Origin of the sequence: Cyanobium sp. CH-040, assembly GCF_024346135.1 — a bacterium.
Classification (GTDB): Bacteria; Cyanobacteriota; Cyanobacteriia; order PCC-6307; family Cyanobiaceae; genus NIES-981.
In genome coordinates, this window is sequence record NZ_JAGQCJ010000001.1 from 522,584 (window position 1) to 541,235 (window position 18,652).

Below are 18,652 nucleotides of genomic sequence, written 5' to 3' on the forward strand. Positions count from 1 at the left end.
GGCGGCATGGTGCTGGCCGATCGCGCCATCGGACGTCTGCCCCTGCCCACGCTGGCGGAGGCCTTCGAGGCCTGCCGGCGGGAAACGGCCGAGTGGGCCAAGACCTTCTATCTCGGCACCCTGCTGATGCCGCCGGCCAAGCGCCGGGCCATCTGGGCGATCTACGTCTGGTGCCGCCGCACCGACGAGCTGATGGACAGCCCCGAGGCCCAGCAGCGCTCCACGGCTGAACTGGCCGCCAGGCTGGATGCCTGGGAGCAGCGCACCCGGGCCCTGTTCCACGGTGAGGTGCGCGACGGTCTGGACCTGGTGATGCGCGACACGATCGAGCGCTTCCCCCAGCCCCTGCAGCCCTATCTGGACATGATCGAGGGCATGCGCATGGACCTCACCACCACCCGCTACGCCAGCTTCGAGCAGCTGCGGCTCTACTGCTACCGGGTGGCGGGCACGGTGGGCCTGATGACCCAGGAGGTGATGGGCCTCGATTCCGCCTACACCAGCGCCCCCTGGAGCGACCCGCCGGACACCTCGGAGGCGGCGGTGGCGCTCGGCATCGCCAACCAGCTCACCAACATCCTGCGGGATGTGGGCGAAGATCGCGGCCGCGGCCGCATCTATCTCCCCCAGGACGAGCTGCAACGCTTCGGCTACAGCGAAGAGCAGCTGCTGGCCGGTGTGATCAACGACCAGTGGCGGGCGCTGATGCGCTTCCAGCTGCAGCGGGCCCGCGAGTGGTTCACCCGCTCCGAGATGGGCGTGCGCTGGCTGGCCCCCGATGCCCGCTGGCCCGTGTGGGCCTCCCTGCGGCTGTACCGCGGCATCCTCGATGTGATCGAGCGGCACGACTACGACGTGTTCAACCGTCGGGCCTACGTGCCCCGGCGCGGCAAGCTGCTCGACCTGCCCTTCTCCTTCCTGATCGCCCAGGCCCGCTGACCGTTCAGATCGCTCCGGCCTCCTCGCCGATCCAGCGGAGCAGGAGCGGATTCACCAGCTCCGGTGCCTCGTCGTGGGGACAGTGCCCCACGCCCGGGAGCACCACCAGCTCCTGGATGCAGGCGTAGCGCGAGGCCCAGGCCCGGGCCTGGGCCGGGTCTTCCCAGGGATCGGCCTCCCCCCAGATCAGGCGCACCGGGATCAGGGGCTCACCCGCTGCGGCCGGCTGGCTCAGCTCGGCCAGGAGTTCAGGGGCCAGGTGGTCGTTGAACAGGTTCACGAACCCCCGGAAACTCTCCAGGGCGCCGGGGTCGGTGCTGGGACGGACGAGCAGGTCGACGAGTTCGTCGTCCACGTGGCTCCCGCTGGGGTAGGCCCGTGCCAGCACGCGGCGGATCGCGGCCGGCTGCGCCAGCAGCCGGAACAGGGGCCCGATCAGGGCCCGCTGCCGCACCAGGCTCTTGAGCAGGGGCCGCACCGGCCGCTGCCAGGCCGGCAACTCCCCCAGCCGCTTGTCATCGAGGGCGCGCTGGGCACAGTCGATCAGCACCACCTGATGGGGTGCCGAGCCCCGGCTGCGCAGCAGCAGGGCGGCGGTGAGGGCCACCATGCCGCCGATGGAGTTGCCCACCAGATGCAGGCGGACCGGCTGCGTGCCGACCTGCAGGAGTTCCGTGGCGGCATCGGCCACCTGCCGGGCCCAGAGGTCGAAGCAGTAACGCACAGCGCCCGGCTGAGCGGGTTCGTCAGCCAGCCGCGAGCGGGGCTTGGCGCTGGCCCCGAAACCCAGCAGGTCGATGGCGAGCACGTCGGCCCTGGCCGCCAGGGCTGGCAGGGAATGGCGCCAGTGGCCCGAGGACGCCCCGAACCCGTGGATCAGCAGAACCTTGTCCGGGGTTGCCGGATCACCGGTGCGGCGCAGGCCGACGGCGTGGCCCTGCCACGACCAGTGCAGGGAAGGGGCCTGGGTCAGGGAATCAGACGGCAGCCTTCTGGCTGTCGAGGAGCTGCTTCAGCTTGGCGAGTTCACCGGCCCAGCGGGGATCGGGGGCCTGGCTGTCCACCTGATCGGCATGCACCACCTTGTTCACCGCCTGGCGCAGCGGGGCGGTCTGGCCGCGGCGGTCGCCGCTGCCCGCCGTGCGGCTGTCACGCCGTTCGGAGATCTCGATGCGCAGGCTGTTGCCGCCGAACTCCTTGCCGTTGAGCTGGGCGATCACGGCTTCCGCCAGCTTCTGATCGTCGACGTTGGCGAAGCCGAAGCCCCGGCAGGTGCCGGTCTCGCGGTCGTTCACCGCCTTGAAGCGCACCCCCTCACCCACAGCGCTGAACAGAGCCTCAAGCTCCTTGGCATCAAAGGACTGCGGCAGGTTGCCGACATAGAGACGAACGCTCATGGATGGGACTCGGAAAAGGGGGAAAACTTCAGCGGGCGAGGACAGGACCCTCTCACCTCACGCCTTCGCACCATGCAGTTAACCACGGCGCTCCCCCCTGGGCCTCACCCCCGGCGTTCGTCCAGCCAGCGCCGGGCGGCCGCAAGTGTGGCCTCGGCATCGGCAGCGCCCAGCCGCCCGAAGGCCCGCTCGCGGGTGAGGTGCCTCAGCAGAGCGCCCAGCTCAGGGCCGGCGGGCAGGTTCAGGGCCAGCCGCAACCGGTCGCCATCCAAGGGTGGGCGGGGGTGGAACAGGGGATCCTCGCCGTCCCGCCAGCGGGCCAGGGCGCCGCTGGTTCCCGCAGCCGGCAGGGCGAGCAGCAGCGCCGGCAGCGTCGCCTCCAGATCGCGGTGCAGCTCCAGACGCTCGGTTTCGGGCAGGGCGTCGAGCTCCTGGCCGGCCGGAGCGGCCAGATCGTGCAGACGCTGCCACCAGCGGCGCAGGCCCTCGCACTGCCGCTGCAGCCTGCGGCTGCCGCGCAGGGCCGCCACGGCCGCGGCTGGCAGCAGTGCCGCCAGCCGGGCCAGCGGCAGGGCCACCTCCCCCTCCACCGCGCTCAGGCCGAGCCGCTCCGGGGCTTCGCGATCGAGCAGGGCCAGCCGGCCCGCCGCCTCCCGATCGGCGCCCCAGGGGTTGAGCAGACCCAGCTCCAGGGCCTGGGCCAGACCCCGCTGCCCCTCCCCGGCGGCGGCCAGGCGCTGCAGTTCGCTCAGCACCCGCTCGCCCGCCACCGTGCCCAGCAGGGCGGCGTGGGCGCCGATCCAGGCCCGGGTGCCGGTTTCCAGCTCCAGCTCCAGCTCCCAGCGCAGCCGGATGCCGCGCAGCAGGCGCAGCGGATCGTCGAGCAGATTGCCCTCCGACACCGCCACCAGCTGGCCGCGCCGCAGGGCCGCCAGGCCGCCGGTGGGATCGAGCAGGCGGCTGCCCGCCGCCAGCGGCAGGGCGATGGCATTGGCGCTGAAGTCACGCCGGCCCAGGTCGTCGCTGAGCGCCTGCCCCTCCTGGCGGGCCAGGTCGATCGTCCAGCCGCCCACCACCACCCGGGCGATGTCGCGCCCGGCATCGAGCACCACGCAGGTGCCGCCCAGTTGGTCGGCCAGGCGCCGGCCGAGGGTGACGGCGCCGGCCGGCACCACCAGGTCCAGATCCGGATGCTCGGCCAGACGGCCGAGCAGGGCATCGCGCACGGCGCCCCCCACCAGGGCCGTGCCCTGCGGCAGCGCGCCGGGGGGGATCGGCCACGCCTGGGGCCGCAGGCGCTGCCAGAGCCGGCGCTCCAGCTCGCCCGCGCTGCCCTCCGGCGGCAAAATGGCATCCAGGGGGGACCGGGCCGGCATGTGCATCTGTGTGGATTGCCGTTGGGTCGACCGCTGTCAGGCCTATCACGCGGTCGAGCGTCAACATGGCGTCGAGCACCTCAGTTCCCGGCCTGATTTCCGGCCCCGGGAACCCCGCATCCACGTGCAGGTGATCGACCTGCCTGACGGGGGCGCGGGTGTGGAGTGGGACGTGCGCGGCTGCGGCAGCTTCCTGGCCGAGCCGGGGCGCTGGCAGCGCCTGCGGCCCGGAGCGCTCCTGCCCTCATGACGGGTTCCTGCCGCTGGCTGCTGGCACTGCACAGCTCCACCGCCGAGCTGGGTGTGGGCCTGCGCTGCCTCGAGGGCTCCCGGCCCGACCGGATCGCCACCTTCCCCCTGGGCCGGGCCCTCTCCAACCGGCTGCTGAGCTGTGTGGAGGAGGTGCTGCCGGCCGAGGACTGGCCGGCGCTCGGCCGGCTGGCGGTGGCCACCGGCCCGGGCGGGTTCACCGGCACCCGGCTCACCGTGGTGCTCGCCCGCACCCTGGCCCAGCAGCTCAGCCTGCCGCTGGATGGCGTGAGCAGCTTTCTGCTGGTGGCCCGCCGTCTGGCACTTTCCGCTCCCACCTGGCTGGTGCAGGAGCTGCCCCGCCGCGGGCTGGTGGCGGGGCTCTACGGACCCGCTGACGGCGGCGACGGCATGGTGGAGCTTCGCCAGCCCCGTCTCCACGCCGACGCCGCGGCCCTGGCCGCCCTCGACCCGGCTCCCCAGCGCCCGGCCGCCGTGGCCGTGGCCGAGGACGTGGCTGAGCTGCTGGCGCTGGCGCACCAGGCCCACCGTGCCGGACGCGAGGCCCCGTGGCAGCCGGTGCTGCCGGCCTATCCCACCGCGCCGGTGGGCGTGTGATGCAGGCCGTTCCACCCGCTGCTCCCGATCCCCGCCGCCGCCGGCCCCTGCCCCCGCGCCGGCGCCCCCCGCCACCGGTGCCCACGCGTCCCCGGCGCGCTCGCCCGCCGCTTCCGGCGCGCCGAAGCCGGCTGCCCTGGCGCGGCTCCCTGCTGCTGCTCCTGGCCGGCGCCCTGGTGTGGCTGTCGCGGGGCTGGTGGTGGCCGACACCCCCGCCTCCCCAGGTGATCCTGGTGCTCGGGGGGGATCTGGAGCGGGAGCGCCATGCCGCCGCGATCGCCGGTGAGCGCGGCCTGCCGGTGGTGGTGAGCGGCGGCAGCAATCCGGAGTACGCCCACTGGCTGTTCGAGCAGCGCCAGGGCCTGCCGAGCCATCAGGTGACCCTCGACTACCGCGCCACCGACACGCTCACGAACTTCACCTCCCTGGTGGACGATCTGCGCCAGGCCCGCGTGCGCCATGCCCTGCTGGTCACCAGCAGCGACCACATGGACCGCGCCCTGCTGGTGGGCCGCATCGTGGCCGGCAGCCGCGGCATCCATCTCACCCCGGAGCCGGTGGACTGCGGCGACCAGTGCCTGCCGGAGCGGCGGCGGAAGGTGTGGGGCGACGGCCTGCGGGCGGCGCTGTGGGTGGTCAGCGGCCGGGATCTGCGCCACTGGGCGGCAGAGCGTCTGGCACCCGGGCGCTGGACAGAGCGCGTGCGCCGATCGGCCCCTGGTCCAGCAGAGCGTTGATCTGCCGCTGACAGGCGGCGGTGCAGGCGTCGAGATCGGCCCGCCGCCGGGAGGGCGGCGGGCCGATCAGGGTGCCGATGCGCACATGCACCGGCACCAGCCGCGGCCAGCGCTGGCCGCGGCCCAGGGCGCGGTGGCTGTTGAGGATGGCCACCGGCAGCAGCGGGGCGCCGCTGCGCGCGGCCAGCAGGGCGGCGCCGGGCTGGGGCCGGTTCACGCGGCCATCCCTCTGCCGGCTGCCGTCGATGAACACGCCCACGGCCCAGCCCGCCAGCAGCCGGTCGCCGGCCGTGCGGATGGCCTCGCGGTCGCTGCCCCCCCGGGTGACGGGATAGGCGCCGCAGGCGCGGATGATCGGCCCCAGAAGGGGCACCCGGAACAGCTCGGCCTTGGCCATGTAGGCCACGGGCCGGCCCACCGCATGGCCCAGCAGGGGTGGGTCGAGGTGGGAGCCGTGATTCGCCACCACCACCACCGGACCCTCCCAGGGCACATGGTCCCGGCCGCTGACCCGTCCCCGCAGCAGCTGGAACACCGGGAACACGAGCAGGTAGCGCACCAGCCGGAAGGCCAGGTTGGGCCTGGGACTGAAGACCAGCGCCTGCTGCTCGGCCGCGATGGGCCGCAGGCTGCCGCCGTTCATGCGCCCAGGTCGGCGGCGGTGGCGATGCCCGCGGTGCCGATCTCAGCGCCGCTGCGCTTGATCAGGCCGCTGAGCACCGTGCCGGGGCCGATCTCCACGGCGGTGTCGATTCCCGCAGCCGCCAGCGCCTCCATGGTTTCGCGCCAGCGCACGCCGCTGGTCATCTGGCGCACCAGACGATCCTTCAGGGCCGCGCCGCTGGTCTCCGGGGTGGGGTCGGTGTTGCTCAGCACCGGCACGCTGGCGTCGGCGAAGGGGATCGCCTCCAGCTCCGCGGCGAAGGCCGCGGCGGCCCCGGCCATGAACGGGGAGTGGAACGCCCCGCTCACCGCCAGGGGCACGGCCCGCTTGCAGCGCAGTTCGCCGCTCACCCGCGCCACGGAGTCGGGGGTGCCGGAGAGCACCACCTGGGCGCTGCTGTTGTCGTTGGCGATCACCACCCCGTCGCTGGCGGCCACCAGGCTCTCCAGCTCGGTGCGATCGAAGCCCATCACCGCCGTCATGGCACCGCCGCCGGCCTCCGCCATCAGCTCACTGCGGCGCCGCACCAGGGCCAGGCCGGTGTCGGCGTCGAAGACCCCCGCGGCGTAGAGGGCCACCAGCTCCCCGAGGCTGTGGCCGGCCACCAGGTCGGGGCGCCGGCCCTGGCCGTGCAGGGCATCCACCAGCAGGCTCTCCACCACGAACAGGGCCGGCTGGGTGTTGCGGGTGTCGTTGAGATCGGCCGGCGCGTCACTGCCGCCGTTTCCCTCGCCATCGCCGCTCCCGTCGCCGCTGCAGATGGCCAGCAGATCGCGGCCGAGCAGGGCCGACGCCCGGGCGAAGCGTTCACGTGCTCCCGGCAGTTCGATCACGCCATCGGCCATGCCCACCTTCTGGGACCCCTGGCCAGGAAACACCCAGGCAATCGCCATGCCGTCACTGCCGCTCCGATCGGCCAGGAGGTTAGGCCTCAGCCCGGAGGGCCCTGCCAGCGCAGCAGGGCGGCGCCCCAGCTCAGGCCCGCCCCGAAGCCGCTGCTGGCGAGCAGGTGGCCGGACAGCACGCGCCCGTCCCGGACCGCTTCGTCCAGCATCAGCGGGATCGTGGCGGCCGAGGTGTTGCCGTAGTGGGCGAGGTTGCTCAGCACCCGCTCAGCGGGCACCGCGAAACGCTCGGCCACGGCGTCGAGAATGCGCTGGTTGGCCTGGTGCAGCAGCAGCCAGTCGAGCTGGGCGGGCGCGACGCCCGTGCTCTCCAGCAGTTCCTGCAGGATCGCCGGCACCTCGCGGACGGCGAACTTGTACACCTCCTGGCCGTTCATGTGGATGGGGGCGAACCCGCCCTTCTGGGTGGACAGCTCCCCCAGCAGGGCCGCGCGGCTGTCGGTCTGGGCGAGGGTGAGGCAGGCGTTGCGGCTGCCGTCGGAGCGCATGCGAAAACCCAGCAGGCCGGTGTCGGCCGCGGCGCAGGCCTCCACCGCCACGGCGGCGGCCCCATCCCCGAACAGCACGCAGGTGCGCCGGTCGTCCCAGTCCACCCAGCGGCTGAGCTGATCGGCGCCGATCACCACGGCCCGCCGCACGGCTCCGCTGGCGATGTACTGGCCGGCGGTGACCAGGGCGAACAGGAAGCCGCTGCAGGCGGCGGTGAGATCGAAGGCCACCGCGCCCGTGGCCCCCAGGGCCGCCTGCACGCGGGGCGCGGTGCCGAAGAGATCGTCGGGGCTGGAGGTGGCCAGCAGGATCAGGTCCACGTCCTCGGGGCGCCAGCCGGCATGCTCCAGGGCGCGGCGGGCGGCCTGGCTGGCGAGCACCGTGAGCGGTTCATCGGGGCCGCAGACCCGGCGGGCGCCGATGCCGGTGCGGGAGCGGATCCAGGCGTCGCTGGTGTCGACCCGGCGGCTGAGCTCCTCGTTGCTGATGCTCACCGCCGGCAGGGCGCTGCCGCAGCCCACCAGGGCCATGCCGGCAGCGGGGTTGGTGCCGGCCCCAGCCATGGGGCCTGTGAGGCTGAGGGACACGCCGTTGGGCACGCAGCTGGCCCGGAATCGGCCTCAGTCAACCACAGGCGATCACGCCGGCCGCGGCGCTGCTCTGGCCGCTGAGGGCATGCAGGTCGTCCATCACGTGGTGGTTGGCGGCGGAGTGGGCCAGCCGCAGCGCACTGAGCACGGAGAGCGCCTTGCTGCTGCCGTGGCCGATCACGCAGACGCCGTCCACACCGAGCAGCAGGGCACCGCCGTGCTCGGCATGGTCAAGCCGCTTCTTGATGCGGCGCAGGTTGTTGATCAGGAAGGCGGAGCCCACCTTGCCCCGCCGGCCGCGGGGGAGCTCCACCTTGATCACGTCGAGCAGCACGCTGCCCACGCTCTCCAGGAACTTGAGCAGCACGTTGCCGGTGTAGCCGTCACACACCACCACGTCGAAGTCGCCGGAGAGGATGTCGCGCCCCTCGCAGTTGCCGGCGAACAGGAAGCGCCGTTCGGCGGCCAGCAGCGGATAGGTGCGCTGGCAGAGGTCGTTGCCCTTGCACTCCTCCTCGCCGATGTTCACCAGGCCGATGCGGGGCCGGGCCACCTGCAGCACATCGCGGCAGTAGATGTTCCCCAGCAGGGCGAACTGGTGCAGCCACTCGGGCTTGCAGTCCATGTTGGCGCCCACATCCAGCACCAGCACCTGCTGTTCGGGGTCGCGGGTGGGGAACAGGGCGCCGATGGCGGGGCGGTCGATGCCCTTGAGCCGGCCCAGCCGGAAGATCGCCGAGGCCATCACCGCCCCTGAGTTGCCGGCGGAGTACACGGCGGTGGCCTGGCCCTGCTTCACCAGGTCCATGGCCAGGTTGATGCTGGCGTCGCGCTTGCGCCGCACCACGGTCGCCTCCTCGTCCATCCCCACGGAGGGGCCACTGGGCACCAGCTGGATCCAGCCGCGGGCGAGGGCGTGATCGAGCTGCTCCTGCAGCGCCAGTTCCGCCACGGCGGCCCGCAGCAGGTCGGGCTCCGCCACGAAGCGCACCCGCAGCGGCAGACGCTCAACCGCCTGCAGGCAGCCTTCCAGGATCGGACCGGGCGCATGGTCGCCGCCCATGCCGTCCACGGCCACCCAGAGGCGGTCGGCCTCGTTGATCGGGGCGTTCTCGTCGGGCCCGCCCAGACCCCGCTGCAGGCGCCGCAGGGGGTCGAACACCAGCGGCTGCAGCACGGTGTGGGCGGCGCTGGTGGCCGCGCCGGCCACCGAGCCGGCTCCGGACACCGCCGCGCCGGCGACGGAGCCGGCGACGCTGCCCGCGGTGGTCGCCGCGGAGGTGGCCGTGCCCACCAGGGTGGTGACGGCGGCGTTGCGGCGGTACCAGATCACCAGCCGCCGGATCGTGCGGTGAGGCTTGGCGCGCCTGTCAGGCTCCTTCGGAGGCAACGGGGTCAACGATGCGTTGGAACAGATAGCCGGTGCCCCGGGCCGTGAGGATCAGCTCGGGATTGGCCGGATCATCCTCCAGTTTGGAGCGCAGCCGGGAGATGTGGACATCCACCACTCGCGTGTCCACGTGACGTTCCGGGGTGTAGCCCCACACCTCCTTGAGGATCTCGCCGCGGCTGAAGGGCTCGCCGCTGCGGCTCACCAGCAGCTCCAGCAGGCTGAACTCCATGCCGGTGAGCCGGATGCGCTCGTCGCCGCGGTACACCTGGCGCTTGTTGGTGTCGATGCGCAGGTCGCCGATGCTGATCACCCCCGAGTTGGGGATGCCGGCTCCGCTCTCCTTCTCCACCCGCCGCAGCACGCAGCGGATGCGCGCCTCCAGTTCCTTGGGGCTGAAGGGCTTCACCACGTAGTCGTCGGCGCCCAGTTCCAGGCCGGTGATGCGGTCGGCCACGTCGCCCAGGGCGGTGAGCATCACGATCGGCACATCCGATTCCTTGCGCAGCTCCTGGCAGACGCCGTAGCCGTCGAGCTTGGGCATCATCACGTCGAGCACCACCAGGTCGGGGTGGCTGCTGCGGAACACCTCCAGGGCCTCCTGGCCGTCGCTGGCGGTCACCACCTGGTAGCCGATCATCGAAAGCCGGGTCTCGAGGATCCGGCGGATGCTGGCCTCGTCATCGACGACCAGGATCGTCTCCTTCTCTTTGCTGGGGCTCGGGGTCGAGACCGTCATGCCGCCGCAGGCGCTACATCAGACGGCCTCTACTGAAAAGGTCGGAGGGCGCAGGATTCATGCAACGCCACCTTTCTTCATAGTCGTCAGCCGCCGGCCCCATCCGCCCGCCTTCCCGCCGCCAGTCCCTGCCGCCGTCAGTCCTTGGCCAAGCCCGTCACCGTCTACGTCTGCAGTGCCTGCGGCGCCCAGACCCGCCAGTTCTTCGGCCGCTGCAGCAGCTGCGGCAGCTGGAACACCCTGGTGGAGCAGCTGCGGGCGGCGCCGGCCGCCGACGCCCGCCGGCGCCGGCCGGTGAGTCCGGAGTCGGGCTGCGCCCCGAGGGCCCGCCGCTCCGAGCCGATTCAGGCGGTGGGCGAGCGGCCGCTGCAGCGGCTGGCCAGCGGCTACGGCGAACTGGACCGGGTGCTGGGCGGGGGACTGGTGCCCGGCTCGCTGGTGCTGCTGGGCGGCGACCCCGGCATCGGCAAGAGCACCCTGCTGCTGCAGAGCGCCCGCGCCATGGCCGGCCGGGCCTCCGTGCTCTACGTGAGCGCCGAGGAGTCGGCCCAGCAGGTGAAGCTGCGCTGGCGGCGCCTGGCGCGCATGGAGGAGGCTGAAGGCGCGCCTGCGGGGGGAGCGGCAGGGGGCCTGGAGGCGGGGGGCGCCGACTTCCAGCTGCTGGCCGAAACCGACCTGGAGCTGGTGCTGCAGGAGCTCGAGGCCCTGCGGCCGGCGGTGGCGATCATCGACAGCATCCAGGCCCTGCACGACGCCGAGCTGGCCAGCGCCCCGGGCTCGGTGGCCCAGGTGCGCGAGTGCGCCGCCGCCCTGGCCCGCATCGCCAAGCGCCAGGACACGGCCCTGCTGCTGGTGGGCCACGTCACCAAGGAGGGGATGCTGGCCGGCCCCAAGGTGCTCGAGCACCTGGTGGACGCGGTGCTCACCTTCGAGGGCGACCGCTTCGCCAGCCATCGCCTGCTGCGGGCCGTGAAGAACCGCTTCGGCGCCACCCACGAGCTGGGGGTGTTCGAGATGCGCGACCGGGGCCTGGCGGAGGTGAGCAACCCCAGCGAGCTGTTCCTGGGCGGCAGCGAGCCCAGCAGCGGCACCGCCACGATCGTGGCCTGCGAGGGCACCCGGCCCCTGGTGGTGGAGCTGCAGGCCCTGGTGAGCACCACCAGCTACGCCAGCCCGCGCCGCAGTGCCACCGGCATCGCCGTGAACCGCCTGCACCAGATCCTGGCGGTGCTGGAGAAGCACCTGGGTCTGCCGCTCTCGCGCTTCGACTGCTATCTGGCGGTGGCCGGCGGCCTGGAGGTGGAGGAGCCGGCGGCGGATCTGGGGGTGGCCGCGGCGGTGGTGGCCAGCTACCGGGATCTCACCCTGCCCCCCGGCACGGTGCTGGTGGGGGAACTTGGCCTGGGCGGCCAGCTGCGGCCCGTGGGCCAGCTGGAGCTGCGCCTGCAGGAGGCGGCCCGGCTGGGCTTCACCCGGGCGGTGGTGCCCAGGGGCACGGGGCTGGCGAAGGCGGCTGGGGGGCTGGGCCTGCAGCTCCTCGAGGCCGGCACGGTGGCCGAGGCCCTGGTGGCGGCCCTGGGGGTGAACCCGGCCGACGACCGGGCCTGAGCAGCCCTCAGAAGTACACGTCCACGCTGCCGCGGCCGCTGGTCTTCAGCCAGTTCTGGGCCTCGATGTAGTTGTTGGGGGCCAGGCGGATGGCCTTGCTCCACAGGTCGGCGGCCTGGTCGTACTGGCGGTCGGCCTCGTCGGCGTCGCCCTGCTCCTCGGCGATCGAGCCCAGGTGGTGGTGGATCACCGCCATGTTGTTGAGGGCCTGGGGCATCTTGCTGTTGAGGTCCAGGGCCTGGCCGTAGTAGTCGAGGGCCCTGGCGTGCTCGCCGTTGGAGGCGAACACCAGGGCCATGTTGTAGAGGATGAAGGCCTTGTCGTTGGGGTCGTCCTCGAGCTTGAGGGCCTCCTCGTAGTTCTCCAGGGCCTCGGCGTACTCGCCGTCGGCCTGGGCGCTCATGCCGTCGCGGTAGTAGGCGAAGGCCTCCTTGGCGCGCCGGTTGGTGGGCAGCACCTTGAGGATCAGGTCGGCCATCACCGTGAAGCTCTTGTCGATGAAGTTGTCGTTGCGTTGGGAGCGGGGCACCGGCGGAAGTGGAGAGCTTCGAGCTGTGCAGTCTGGCCGATCTGCCTAGCGTGGGTTCCCTGCCTGGCTGATCGGCCCGATGTCCGTCTCGCCCGTCGCCCCATCGGCTGGGGTGTCCGACGCCCCGGGCGAGGCTGCCTCACCGCAGCACCCCCAGCAGCACCCCCAGCAGCACCCCCAGCAGCTGGAGCCCCTGCTGCTGGACATCGAAGGCATGAAGTGCGCCGGTTGCGTGCGGGCGGTGGAGCGCCGCCTGCTCGAGCAGCCTGGTGTGCGCCAGGCCAGCGTCAACCTGCTCACCCGCACCGCCTGGGTGGACATGGATCCGGGCCTGGCGGCGCTTGCCCCCGAGCAGCGCAGCCGGCCCCTGGAGCAGGCCCTGGCCGGCCTGGGCTTCACGGCCCGTCCCCGCGCCAGCGACAGCCAGCCCCTCAGTCGGGGTGAGCGCCGGCGCGAGCGCAGCTGGTGGCAGCTCTGGCGCCGCCTGGTGGTGGCCATGCTGCTGCTCACGGTGTCGGCCCTGGGGCACTTCGGCCTGGTGGCGCCCACCCTCTGGCGGGGGCCGGGGGGCCTGGTGCTCACGGCGGAGTGGTTTCACGCCCTGGTGGCCACCGCCGCCCTGCTGGGGCCCGGCCGGCCGATCCTGGTGAACGGCGTCCGCGTCGCCCTCGCCGGCATGCCCAGCATGGACACCCTGGTGGGCCTGGGGGTGGGCAGCGCCTACCTGGCCAGCCTGGTGGGTCTGCTCCGGCCGCAGTCGGGCTGGCCCTGCTTCTTCAACGAGCCGGTGATGCTGCTCGGTTTCGTGCTGCTCGGCCGCTTCCTGGAGGAGCGGGCCCGCTTCCGCACCGGCCGGGCCCTGGAGGATCTGGCCGGACTCCAGCCCGACACCGCCCTGCTGCTGGTGGGCGAGGGTCCGCCGCGGCAGGTGCGGGTCGGTGGTCTGCGCCCGGGCGACCGGGTGCGCCTCCTGCCGGGCGACCGGGTGCCGGTGGACGGGCGGGTGCTGGAGGGGGAATCGGCGCTGGACGTGTCGGCCCTCACCGGTGAGCCCCTGCCCCTGCAGGCCACCGCGGGCAGCGAGCTGGCCGCCGGCAGCCTCAACCTGGAGGCGCCGCTGGTGCTGGAGGTGCAGCGCAGCGGCAGCGACAGTGCCGTGGCCCGGATCATCCGTCTGGTGGAACAGGCCCAGAGCCGCAAGGCACCGATCCAGGGCCTCACCGACCGGGTGGCGGGACGGTTCACGCTGCTGGTGCTGGGCCTGGCGCTGGCCACCTTCCTGTTCTGGTGGCTGTGGGGCACCTCGCTCTGGCCCCAGGTGCTGCACCTGCAGCATCAGGGCAGCGGCCATGCCGGCCATGGCGTGTTCGGCGTGTCGGCCGACACGCCCTTCAGCCTGGCGCTGCAGCTGGCGATCGCCGTGCTGGTGGTGGCCTGTCCCTGCGCCCTGGGGCTGGCCACCCCCACCGTGATGACGGTGAGCTCAGGTCTGGCGGCCCGCTCCGGCCTGCTGTTCCGCGGCGGTGATGTGATCGAGATGGCCTCGCGGTTGCAGACGGTGCTCTTCGACAAGACCGGCACCCTCACCGTGGGCCGGCCGATGGTGACGGTGGTGGAGCCCGCGCCGGGGGCATCGGCCGAGCAGCTGCTGCAGGTGGCCGCCAGCCTCGAGGCCAGCACCCGCCACCCCCTGGCCCATGCCCTGCTCCAGGAGGTCACAGCCCGACGGCTCCCTCTGCTCGATGCCAACGACTGCCGCACCGAGGCCGGGGCCGGTGTGGCCGGCACGCTGGCCGGGCAGGTCTGCCGGGTGGGGCGGCTCAGCTGGGCGGCGGCCGACGCCGGCGCTCCCTGGCAGCAGCGCCAGGCGGCCCTGGAGGCCGGCGGCGCGTCGGTGCTGGCGGTTGCCCAGGCAGGGCGCCTGCTCGGCCTGGTGGCCGTGCAGGACGCGCCGCGCCCCGATGCGGAGGGTGTGCTGGCCCAGCTGCGCCAGCTGGGCTTCCGGCTGGGCCTGCTCAGCGGTGATCGCCACGAGCCCGTGCTGCAGCTGGCAACCGCGCTCGGGCTCAGGCCCGATGAGCTGGGCTGGGAGCTGCGGCCCGAGCAGAAGCTGGAGCGGATCGTGGCCGCCCGCTCGGCGGGGCCGGTGGCGATGGTGGGCGATGGCATCAACGACGCCCCGGCCCTGGCGGCGGCGGATCTGGGCATCGCCGTGGGCACCGGCACCCAGATCGCCCAGGACAGCGCCGAGCTGGTGGTGATGGGCGATCGTCTCGAGGGCATCGTGCTGGCCCTGCGCCTGGCCCGCCGCACCATGGCCAAGGTGCGTCAGAACCTGGTGTGGGCCTTCGGCTACAACCTGATCGTGCTGCCGATCGCCGCCGGTGTGCTGCTGCCGGGCTTCGGCGTGCTGCTCGATCCCCCGCTGGCGGCCCTGCTGATGGCCCTCAGCTCGATCACCGTCGTGCTCAATGCCCTGCTGCTGCAGGATGGCCGCGTGCGGGCTAGCGAACGGCGTGGCGCCTGAACCCAGACCGGGCCGGTTCGTGGTGCTCGAGGGCATCGACGGCTGCGGCAAGAGCACCCAGCTCGAGGCCCTCAGCCGCTGGCTGCCGGCCAGTGGTCTGCTGGCTCCCGGCGTCCGCGTGGTCTGCACCCGCGAGCCCGGCGGCACGCTCCTGGGCCAGGCTCTGCGCCAGCTGCTGCTCCATCCTCCGGCCGGGGCGGCTCCGCTCCCCAGCGCCGAGCTGCTGCTCTATGCCGCTGACCGGGCCCAGCACGTGGAGCAGGTGATCCGCCCGGCCCTGGCGGCGGGCCACTGGCTGCTGAGCGACCGCTTTAGCGGCTCCACCGCCGCCTACCAGGGCTACGGCCGCGGCCTCGACCTGGCCCTCATCACCCAGCTCGAGACGATCGCCACCGCCGGCCTGCAGCCCGATCTCACCCTCTGGCTGGATCTGCCCCTGGCCGAGAGCCGCCGCCGCCGCGGCGACCGGCCCGGCGATCGGATCGAAGCCGGTGGGGACGCGTTTCTGGAGGCGGTGAACCGTGGCTTCGCCGAACTGGCGCACCACCGGGGCTGGCGCCGGGTGGACGCCGCTGCGGCGCCGCAGCAGGTCACGGCGGCGTGCCAGGCCCTGATCAGCCGGCTCCGCGACGCCCCGTGACCGCCCTGTTCGCCGATCTGGTGGGCCAGGAGCAGGCCTGCGCCCTGCTGCTGGCGGCGCTGGAGCGCCGCCGGATCGCTCCCGCCTACCTGCTCGCCGGGCCGGAGGGGGTGGGCCGGCGTCTGGCGGCGTTGCGCTTTGTGGAGGGTGTGCTGGCCGGACCCCAGGGATCCCCGGGCCTGCGCCGGCGCCTGGCGGAGGGCAACCACCCCGACCTGCTCTGGGTGGAACCCACCTATCTGCACCGGGGTGAGCTGGTGCCTCTCTCCCGCAGCGAGGAGGCGGGGGTGAACCGGCGCAGCCCGCCCCAGCTGCGCCTGGAGCAGATCCGCGAGGCGTCGCGCTTCCTGGCCCGGCGGCCGGTGGAGGCGCCCGGCTGCGTGGTGGTGCTGGAGCAGGCCGAGGCCATGGCGGAGCCTGCCGCCAATGCCCTGCTCAAGACCCTCGAGGAGCCGGGCAGGGGGCTGCTGCTGCTGATTTCGGCGGCCCCCGAGCGCCTGCTCAGCACGATCCGTTCCCGCTGTCAGCTGATTCCCCTGCGGCGGCTGTCGCCCGCAGCCATGGCCGGCGTGCTGGCGGCCCTGCCCGACGCGATCGCCGATGGCGCCGGGGAGGCGGCGGCCGCCGATCCGCCCGAACTGCTGGAGCTGGCGGCCGGCTCACCGGGAGCCCTGCTGCACCATCGCCGCCAGTGGCGGGCGTTGCCGGAGCAGCTCCCGGGCCGCCTGCAGGAGCTCCCCGACAGCCCCGACCCGCTCACGGCCCTGGCCCTGGCCCGCGATCTCAGCGAGGCGCTGGATGGCGAGCAGCAGCTCTGGCTGCTGGACTGGTGGCAGCTCTGGCTCTGGCGCCGTGGGTCGGCGCCGGCGGTGCTGCGCAGGCTGGAGCGCCTGCGGGGCCAGCTGCGCGCCTACGTTCAGCCGCGGCTGGCCTGGGAGGTGGCGCTGCTGGAGCTGGGCACGGCGCTGGGCAGTTCCAGGCAGTAGCCGGCCCCGTACACCGTCTTGATGAAGCGCGGCTTGCGCGGGTCGGGTTCGAGCTTGGTGCGCAGGTGGCGCACATGCACTCGGATCGTCTCGATGTCGTCGTCGGGGTCGTAGCCCCACACCTCCTTGAGGATCAGCGCCGGCGACACGGTCTGGCCGTGGCGCTGCAGTAGGCAGTGCAGCAGCTCGAACTCCAGGTGGGTGAGGCGCACCGGCGCGTCGAACCAGATGGCCTCGAAGCGCTCCGGCACCAGGGTGAGGGGCCCGTAGCTGAGGATCTCGGCGTGCTTGGTGGAGAGCGGCGCATGGTCGCTGCGGCGCAGCAGCGCCTTCACGCGCACGGTGAGCTCCTCGAGGTCGAAGGGCTTGGTGAGGTAGTCGTCGGCACCGGAGTTGAAGCCGCTCACCTTGTCCTTGGTGTCACCCAGGGCGGTGAGCATCAGGATCGGGATGCGCGCCGTGCGCTGGTCGCGCCGCAGGCGCTGGCAGAGCGTGAGCCCGTCCACCTTCGGCAGCATCAGATCCAGCAGGATCAGGTCGGGCACGTACTGCAGCGCCAGGGCCTGGCCGCGGATGCCGTCGTCGGCCTTCTGCACGTCGAAGCCGCTGTGCTCCAGGTGGCCGGCCACCAGGTCGCGCATGTCGCCGTCGTCCTCGATGAGCAGGATGCAGGGCTTCATGGCTGCTGACAGGGTGCTGGAAGGGACGTCACGCTGACGACGCCATTGTTGATGGTGTCGGCGATCACAGCACCGACGGCCCCCGGCAGCGGGCACTTCTTCAGGTTGTCTTCCGATTGCGCGGCCGAGCTGGCCACCTGGAAGCCTGAACTGGGTGGCCTGAAAACTCCCCGGGCGGGATTCGAACCTGCGACCAATCGGTTAACAGCCGACCGCTCTACCGCTGAGCTACCGAGGAATGACATCCCTGGGGCGAAACCGCCTGGGATCTCCGGTCAGCGCCTGCGGCGCCGACGGTCTCAGACCATACCGGTCAGGCGCCCCCCTCAGCAAGCGTCCCCGCTCAGGCGGCCAGCCGCCGGGCCAGGGCCGCCCCGGACTGCCAGGGCCCCAGGCGTCCGTCCCGCATCAGCGCCGCCCCGTCGCAACGGGCCAGTTCCTCGAGCCGGTGGGTGATCCAGAGGGCCGTGAGCGGCTGTTCGGCCCGGCTGGTGAGCCGGCGGATCAGCGCCAGCACCTCCTGCTGGCTGGTGGGGTCCAGCAGGGCCGTGGGTTCGTCGAGCAGCAGCAGACCGGCCTCGCTGGCCAGGGCGGCGGCGATGGCCAGGCGCTGCTTCTGGCCACCGCTGAGGGCATGGATGGGCCGGTCCGCCAGGCCCGCCAGGCCCACCTGCTCCAGGGCCCTGTCCATGCGCAGCTCTCGCTCGCCGCGCCCGAGCGAGGCGTCGATGGCCAGCAGCAGCTCACTGCCGCAGCTGGGGAGCAGCAGCTGGTGGTCGGGGTTCTGGAACACCAGGGCGGAGCGCACCCGCGCGCGGATCCGGCCCTGCTGCAGCGGCAGCAGGCCGGCGATCAGGCGCAGCAGCGTGCTCTTGCCGCTGCCGTTGCTGCCCACCAGCATCCAGAGGCCGCTGTCGGGCAGCTGCAGGTTGCACGCCTGCAGGGCGGGCTGATCCCGACCCGGCCAGGTGTAGCCGATGTCCTCGGCCTCCAGGGCTGGGGCCGGCGCCGCGCTGGGACTGGATGGGGGCAAGGGACCGCTGCGGGAGTGGGCCGGCTCAGCTGTCGAAGCTGAAGCCAGGCCGCTTGCCGCCCGTGCCGGTGGCCGACTTCTCGTACACCTGCACGGCCACCACCTCGCTGCTCAGGAGGCTCACTTTCTTCTCGGGTTCCTTCTCGCAGCTGAGCTCCAGCACCCGCGGACTGCCGCTCTCGAGGGCTGACCGCACGCTGGCGTAGAGGGCCTGGGCATCGGCGAGCTCCTTGCGCTGCACCGCGATCGGCAGGGGGCTGAGCTTGATCGACAGCTCGACGACGTACATCCGCTGGTGGGGGAGACCGCCGCCACTCTGGCGAACGGGATCGCCGTCGCGGCGGCCGTTAGGTGGTTGTACTCAACGCCGGGACCGTCCGGCGCGGTTCGGCTCTCCGCCCCATAGGATTTCAGGTGTAACGCTTCATGAAGCCCCACTCATGACGATCGCAGTAGGGCGCGCGCCGGCGGGCCGGGGATGGTTTGACGTCCTCGACGACTGGCTCAAGCGCGACCGTTTCGTTTTCGTGGGGTGGTCCGGTCTGCTCCTGTTCCC

Annotated in this window: 20 protein-coding genes, 1 tRNA gene and 1 pseudogene; 9 read left to right on the forward strand and 13 right to left on the reverse strand. The window is 72.8% G+C overall.

The annotated features are described in order from the left end of the window. Window positions 1-6 precede the first annotated feature (6 nt). Complete coding sequence (locus KBY90_RS02705) at window positions 7-939, forward strand: phytoene synthase (protein WP_254966940.1); 933 nt, start codon at window positions 7-9, stop codon at window positions 937-939. Window positions 940-943: 4 nt separating this feature from the next. On the opposite strand, the gene KBY90_RS02710 is transcribed toward KBY90_RS02705, so the two are convergent. The 3 genes from KBY90_RS02710 to KBY90_RS02720 form a co-directional block, all read right to left on the reverse strand. After that, the gene (locus tag KBY90_RS02710; RefSeq protein ID WP_254966941.1) at window positions 944-1,861 is read right to left on the reverse strand and encodes an alpha/beta fold hydrolase; all 918 of its coding nucleotides are present in this window, start codon (window positions 1,859-1,861) and stop codon (window positions 944-946) included. Between the two features lie 55 nt (window positions 1,862-1,916). After that, window positions 1,917-2,336 carry an RNA-binding protein gene (locus KBY90_RS02715; protein WP_254966875.1) on the reverse strand — a complete coding sequence of 140 codons (420 nt, stop codon included), beginning with the start codon at window positions 2,334-2,336 and terminating at the stop codon, window positions 1,917-1,919. Window positions 2,337-2,440: 104 nt separating this feature from the next. Beyond that, complete coding sequence (locus tag KBY90_RS02720; RefSeq protein WP_254966877.1) at window positions 2,441-3,712, reverse strand: CCA tRNA nucleotidyltransferase; 1,272 nt, start codon at window positions 3,710-3,712, stop codon at window positions 2,441-2,443. On the opposite strand from KBY90_RS02720, the gene KBY90_RS02725 reads away from it, so the two are divergent. Genes KBY90_RS02725 through KBY90_RS02735 form a run of 3 tightly spaced genes read left to right on the forward strand, consistent with a single transcriptional unit; the run spans window position 3,711 to window position 5,316 of the window. Further along, window positions 3,711-3,962, forward strand: a complete 252-nt coding sequence (locus KBY90_RS02725) for a Ycf34 family protein (RefSeq protein ID WP_254966878.1) — start codon at window positions 3,711-3,713, stop codon at window positions 3,960-3,962. The two genes, KBY90_RS02720 and KBY90_RS02725, sit on opposite strands and share 2 nt — an antisense overlap. Further along, window positions 3,959-4,579 carry a tRNA (adenosine(37)-N6)-threonylcarbamoyltransferase complex dimerization subunit type 1 TsaB gene (gene tsaB, locus KBY90_RS02730; RefSeq protein ID WP_254966880.1) on the forward strand — a complete coding sequence of 207 codons (621 nt, stop codon included), beginning with the start codon at window positions 3,959-3,961 and terminating at the stop codon, window positions 4,577-4,579. Before KBY90_RS02725 ends, tsaB begins: the two co-directional genes overlap by 4 nt. Then, window positions 4,579-5,316, forward strand: a complete 738-nt coding sequence (locus KBY90_RS02735) for a YdcF family protein (protein ID WP_315858697.1) — start codon at window positions 4,579-4,581, stop codon at window positions 5,314-5,316. The genes tsaB and KBY90_RS02735 overlap by 1 nt, the downstream gene beginning before the upstream one ends. On the opposite strand, the gene KBY90_RS02740 is transcribed toward KBY90_RS02735, so the two are convergent. The 5 genes from KBY90_RS02740 to rpaB all read right to left on the reverse strand — a co-directional run bounded on the left by KBY90_RS02740 (window position 5,216) and on the right by rpaB (window position 10,093). Further along, window positions 5,216-5,959, reverse strand: a complete 744-nt coding sequence (locus tag KBY90_RS02740; protein ID WP_254966882.1) for a 1-acyl-sn-glycerol-3-phosphate acyltransferase — start codon at window positions 5,957-5,959, stop codon at window positions 5,216-5,218. The genes KBY90_RS02735 and KBY90_RS02740 overlap by 101 nt on opposite strands. Further along, a complete protein-coding gene (gene fabD, locus KBY90_RS02745) occupies window positions 5,956-6,873 on the reverse strand; it encodes an ACP S-malonyltransferase (RefSeq protein WP_254966884.1) in 918 nt (305 codons plus the stop codon). Before fabD ends, KBY90_RS02740 begins: the two co-directional genes overlap by 4 nt. Before the next feature lie 38 nt (window positions 6,874-6,911). Then, window positions 6,912-7,904 (reverse strand): beta-ketoacyl-ACP synthase III, encoded by a 993-nt coding sequence (locus KBY90_RS02750; protein WP_254966945.1) that lies wholly within the window; start codon window positions 7,902-7,904, stop codon window positions 6,912-6,914. 94 nt (window positions 7,905-7,998) lie between these two features. Further along, a complete protein-coding gene (gene plsX, locus KBY90_RS02755) occupies window positions 7,999-9,354 on the reverse strand; it encodes a phosphate acyltransferase PlsX (RefSeq protein WP_254966947.1) in 1,356 nt (451 codons plus the stop codon). Further along, entirely contained in the window at window positions 9,335-10,093 is a 759-nt protein-coding gene (rpaB, locus tag KBY90_RS02760; RefSeq protein ID WP_254966885.1) for a response regulator transcription factor RpaB, read from the reverse strand. Before rpaB ends, plsX begins: the two co-directional genes overlap by 20 nt. 144 nt (window positions 10,094-10,237) lie before the next feature. Here rpaB and radA point away from each other — a divergent pair, with 144 nt between their 5' ends. Then, window positions 10,238-11,701, forward strand: a complete 1,464-nt coding sequence (gene radA / locus KBY90_RS02765) for a DNA repair protein RadA (RefSeq protein WP_254966886.1) — start codon at window positions 10,238-10,240, stop codon at window positions 11,699-11,701. 7 nt (window positions 11,702-11,708) lie between these two features. On the opposite strand, the gene KBY90_RS02770 is transcribed toward radA, so the two are convergent. Further along, entirely contained in the window at window positions 11,709-12,230 is a 522-nt protein-coding gene (locus KBY90_RS02770) for a photosystem I assembly protein Ycf3 (protein ID WP_254966887.1), read from the reverse strand. Between the two features lie 79 nt (window positions 12,231-12,309). Between KBY90_RS02770 and KBY90_RS02775 the strand changes: the two genes are divergently transcribed. Genes KBY90_RS02775 through KBY90_RS02785 form a run of 3 tightly spaced genes read left to right on the forward strand, consistent with a single transcriptional unit; the run spans window position 12,310 to window position 16,383 of the window. Then, window positions 12,310-14,757 carry a cation-translocating P-type ATPase gene (locus tag KBY90_RS02775; RefSeq protein ID WP_254966888.1) on the forward strand — a complete coding sequence of 816 codons (2,448 nt, stop codon included), beginning with the start codon at window positions 12,310-12,312 and terminating at the stop codon, window positions 14,755-14,757. Next, complete coding sequence (tmk, locus tag KBY90_RS02780; protein WP_254966890.1) at window positions 14,747-15,397, forward strand: dTMP kinase; 651 nt, start codon at window positions 14,747-14,749, stop codon at window positions 15,395-15,397. The genes KBY90_RS02775 and tmk overlap by 11 nt, the downstream gene beginning before the upstream one ends. After that, on the forward strand, window positions 15,394-16,383 hold the full coding sequence (locus KBY90_RS02785; RefSeq protein ID WP_254966891.1) for a DNA polymerase III subunit delta': 990 nt from the start codon (window positions 15,394-15,396) through the stop codon (window positions 16,381-16,383). Before tmk ends, KBY90_RS02785 begins: the two co-directional genes overlap by 4 nt. On the opposite strand, the gene KBY90_RS02790 is transcribed toward KBY90_RS02785, so the two are convergent. The 4 genes from KBY90_RS02790 to KBY90_RS02805 all read right to left on the reverse strand — a co-directional run bounded on the left by KBY90_RS02790 (window position 16,314) and on the right by KBY90_RS02805 (window position 18,385). Further along, window positions 16,314-17,063, reverse strand: coding sequence for a response regulator transcription factor (locus KBY90_RS02790; protein WP_254966892.1), 750 nt, complete (start codon window positions 17,061-17,063; stop codon window positions 16,314-16,316). The two genes, KBY90_RS02785 and KBY90_RS02790, sit on opposite strands and share 70 nt — an antisense overlap. Before the next feature lie 166 nt (window positions 17,064-17,229). Then, window positions 17,230-17,301, reverse strand: a tRNA-Asn gene (locus tag KBY90_RS02795). A gap of 105 nt (window positions 17,302-17,406) precedes the next feature. Then, the gene (locus tag KBY90_RS02800) at window positions 17,407-18,096 is read right to left on the reverse strand and encodes an ABC transporter ATP-binding protein (RefSeq protein WP_396122491.1); all 690 of its coding nucleotides are present in this window, start codon (window positions 18,094-18,096) and stop codon (window positions 17,407-17,409) included. A gap of 25 nt (window positions 18,097-18,121) precedes the next feature. After that, window positions 18,122-18,385, reverse strand: coding sequence for a hypothetical protein (locus tag KBY90_RS02805; protein WP_254966893.1), 264 nt, complete (start codon window positions 18,383-18,385; stop codon window positions 18,122-18,124). A gap of 151 nt (window positions 18,386-18,536) precedes the next feature. On the opposite strand from KBY90_RS02805, the pseudogene KBY90_RS02810 reads away from it, so the two are divergent. Then, window positions 18,537-18,652, forward strand: a pseudogene (locus KBY90_RS02810) (photosystem II D2 protein (photosystem q(a) protein)); the annotation flags it as partial.

Excerpts from the sequence above, each read along its gene's own strand:
- KBY90_RS02735 (WP_315858697.1), top strand. The coding sequence starts at position 4,579 with ATGCAGGCCGTTCCACCCGCTGCTCCCGATCCCCGCCGCCGCCGGCCC.
- KBY90_RS02720 (WP_254966877.1), bottom strand. The coding sequence starts at position 3,712 with ATGCCGGCCCGGTCCCCCCTGGATGCCATTTTGCCGCCGGAGGGCAGC.
- rpaB (WP_254966885.1), bottom strand. The coding sequence starts at position 10,093 with ATGACGGTCTCGACCCCGAGCCCCAGCAAAGAGAAGGAGACGATCCTG.
- fabD (WP_254966884.1), bottom strand. The coding sequence starts at position 6,873 with ATGGCGATTGCCTGGGTGTTTCCTGGCCAGGGGTCCCAGAAGGTGGGC.
- KBY90_RS02705 (WP_254966940.1), top strand. The coding sequence starts at position 7 with ATGGTGCTGGCCGATCGCGCCATCGGACGTCTGCCCCTGCCCACGCTG.
- KBY90_RS02805 (WP_254966893.1), bottom strand. The coding sequence starts at position 18,385 with ATGTACGTCGTCGAGCTGTCGATCAAGCTCAGCCCCCTGCCGATCGCG.
- KBY90_RS02775 (WP_254966888.1), top strand. The coding sequence starts at position 12,310 with ATGTCCGTCTCGCCCGTCGCCCCATCGGCTGGGGTGTCCGACGCCCCG.
- tsaB (WP_254966880.1), top strand. The coding sequence starts at position 3,959 with ATGACGGGTTCCTGCCGCTGGCTGCTGGCACTGCACAGCTCCACCGCC.
- KBY90_RS02740 (WP_254966882.1), bottom strand. The coding sequence starts at position 5,959 with ATGAACGGCGGCAGCCTGCGGCCCATCGCGGCCGAGCAGCAGGCGCTG.
- KBY90_RS02790 (WP_254966892.1), bottom strand. The coding sequence starts at position 17,063 with ATGAAGCCCTGCATCCTGCTCATCGAGGACGACGGCGACATGCGCGAC.
- KBY90_RS02750 (WP_254966945.1), bottom strand. The coding sequence starts at position 7,904 with ATGGCCCTGGTGGGCTGCGGCAGCGCCCTGCCGGCGGTGAGCATCAGC.
- KBY90_RS02715 (WP_254966875.1), bottom strand. The coding sequence starts at position 2,336 with ATGAGCGTTCGTCTCTATGTCGGCAACCTGCCGCAGTCCTTTGATGCC.
- KBY90_RS02725 (WP_254966878.1), top strand. The coding sequence starts at position 3,711 with ATGTGCATCTGTGTGGATTGCCGTTGGGTCGACCGCTGTCAGGCCTAT.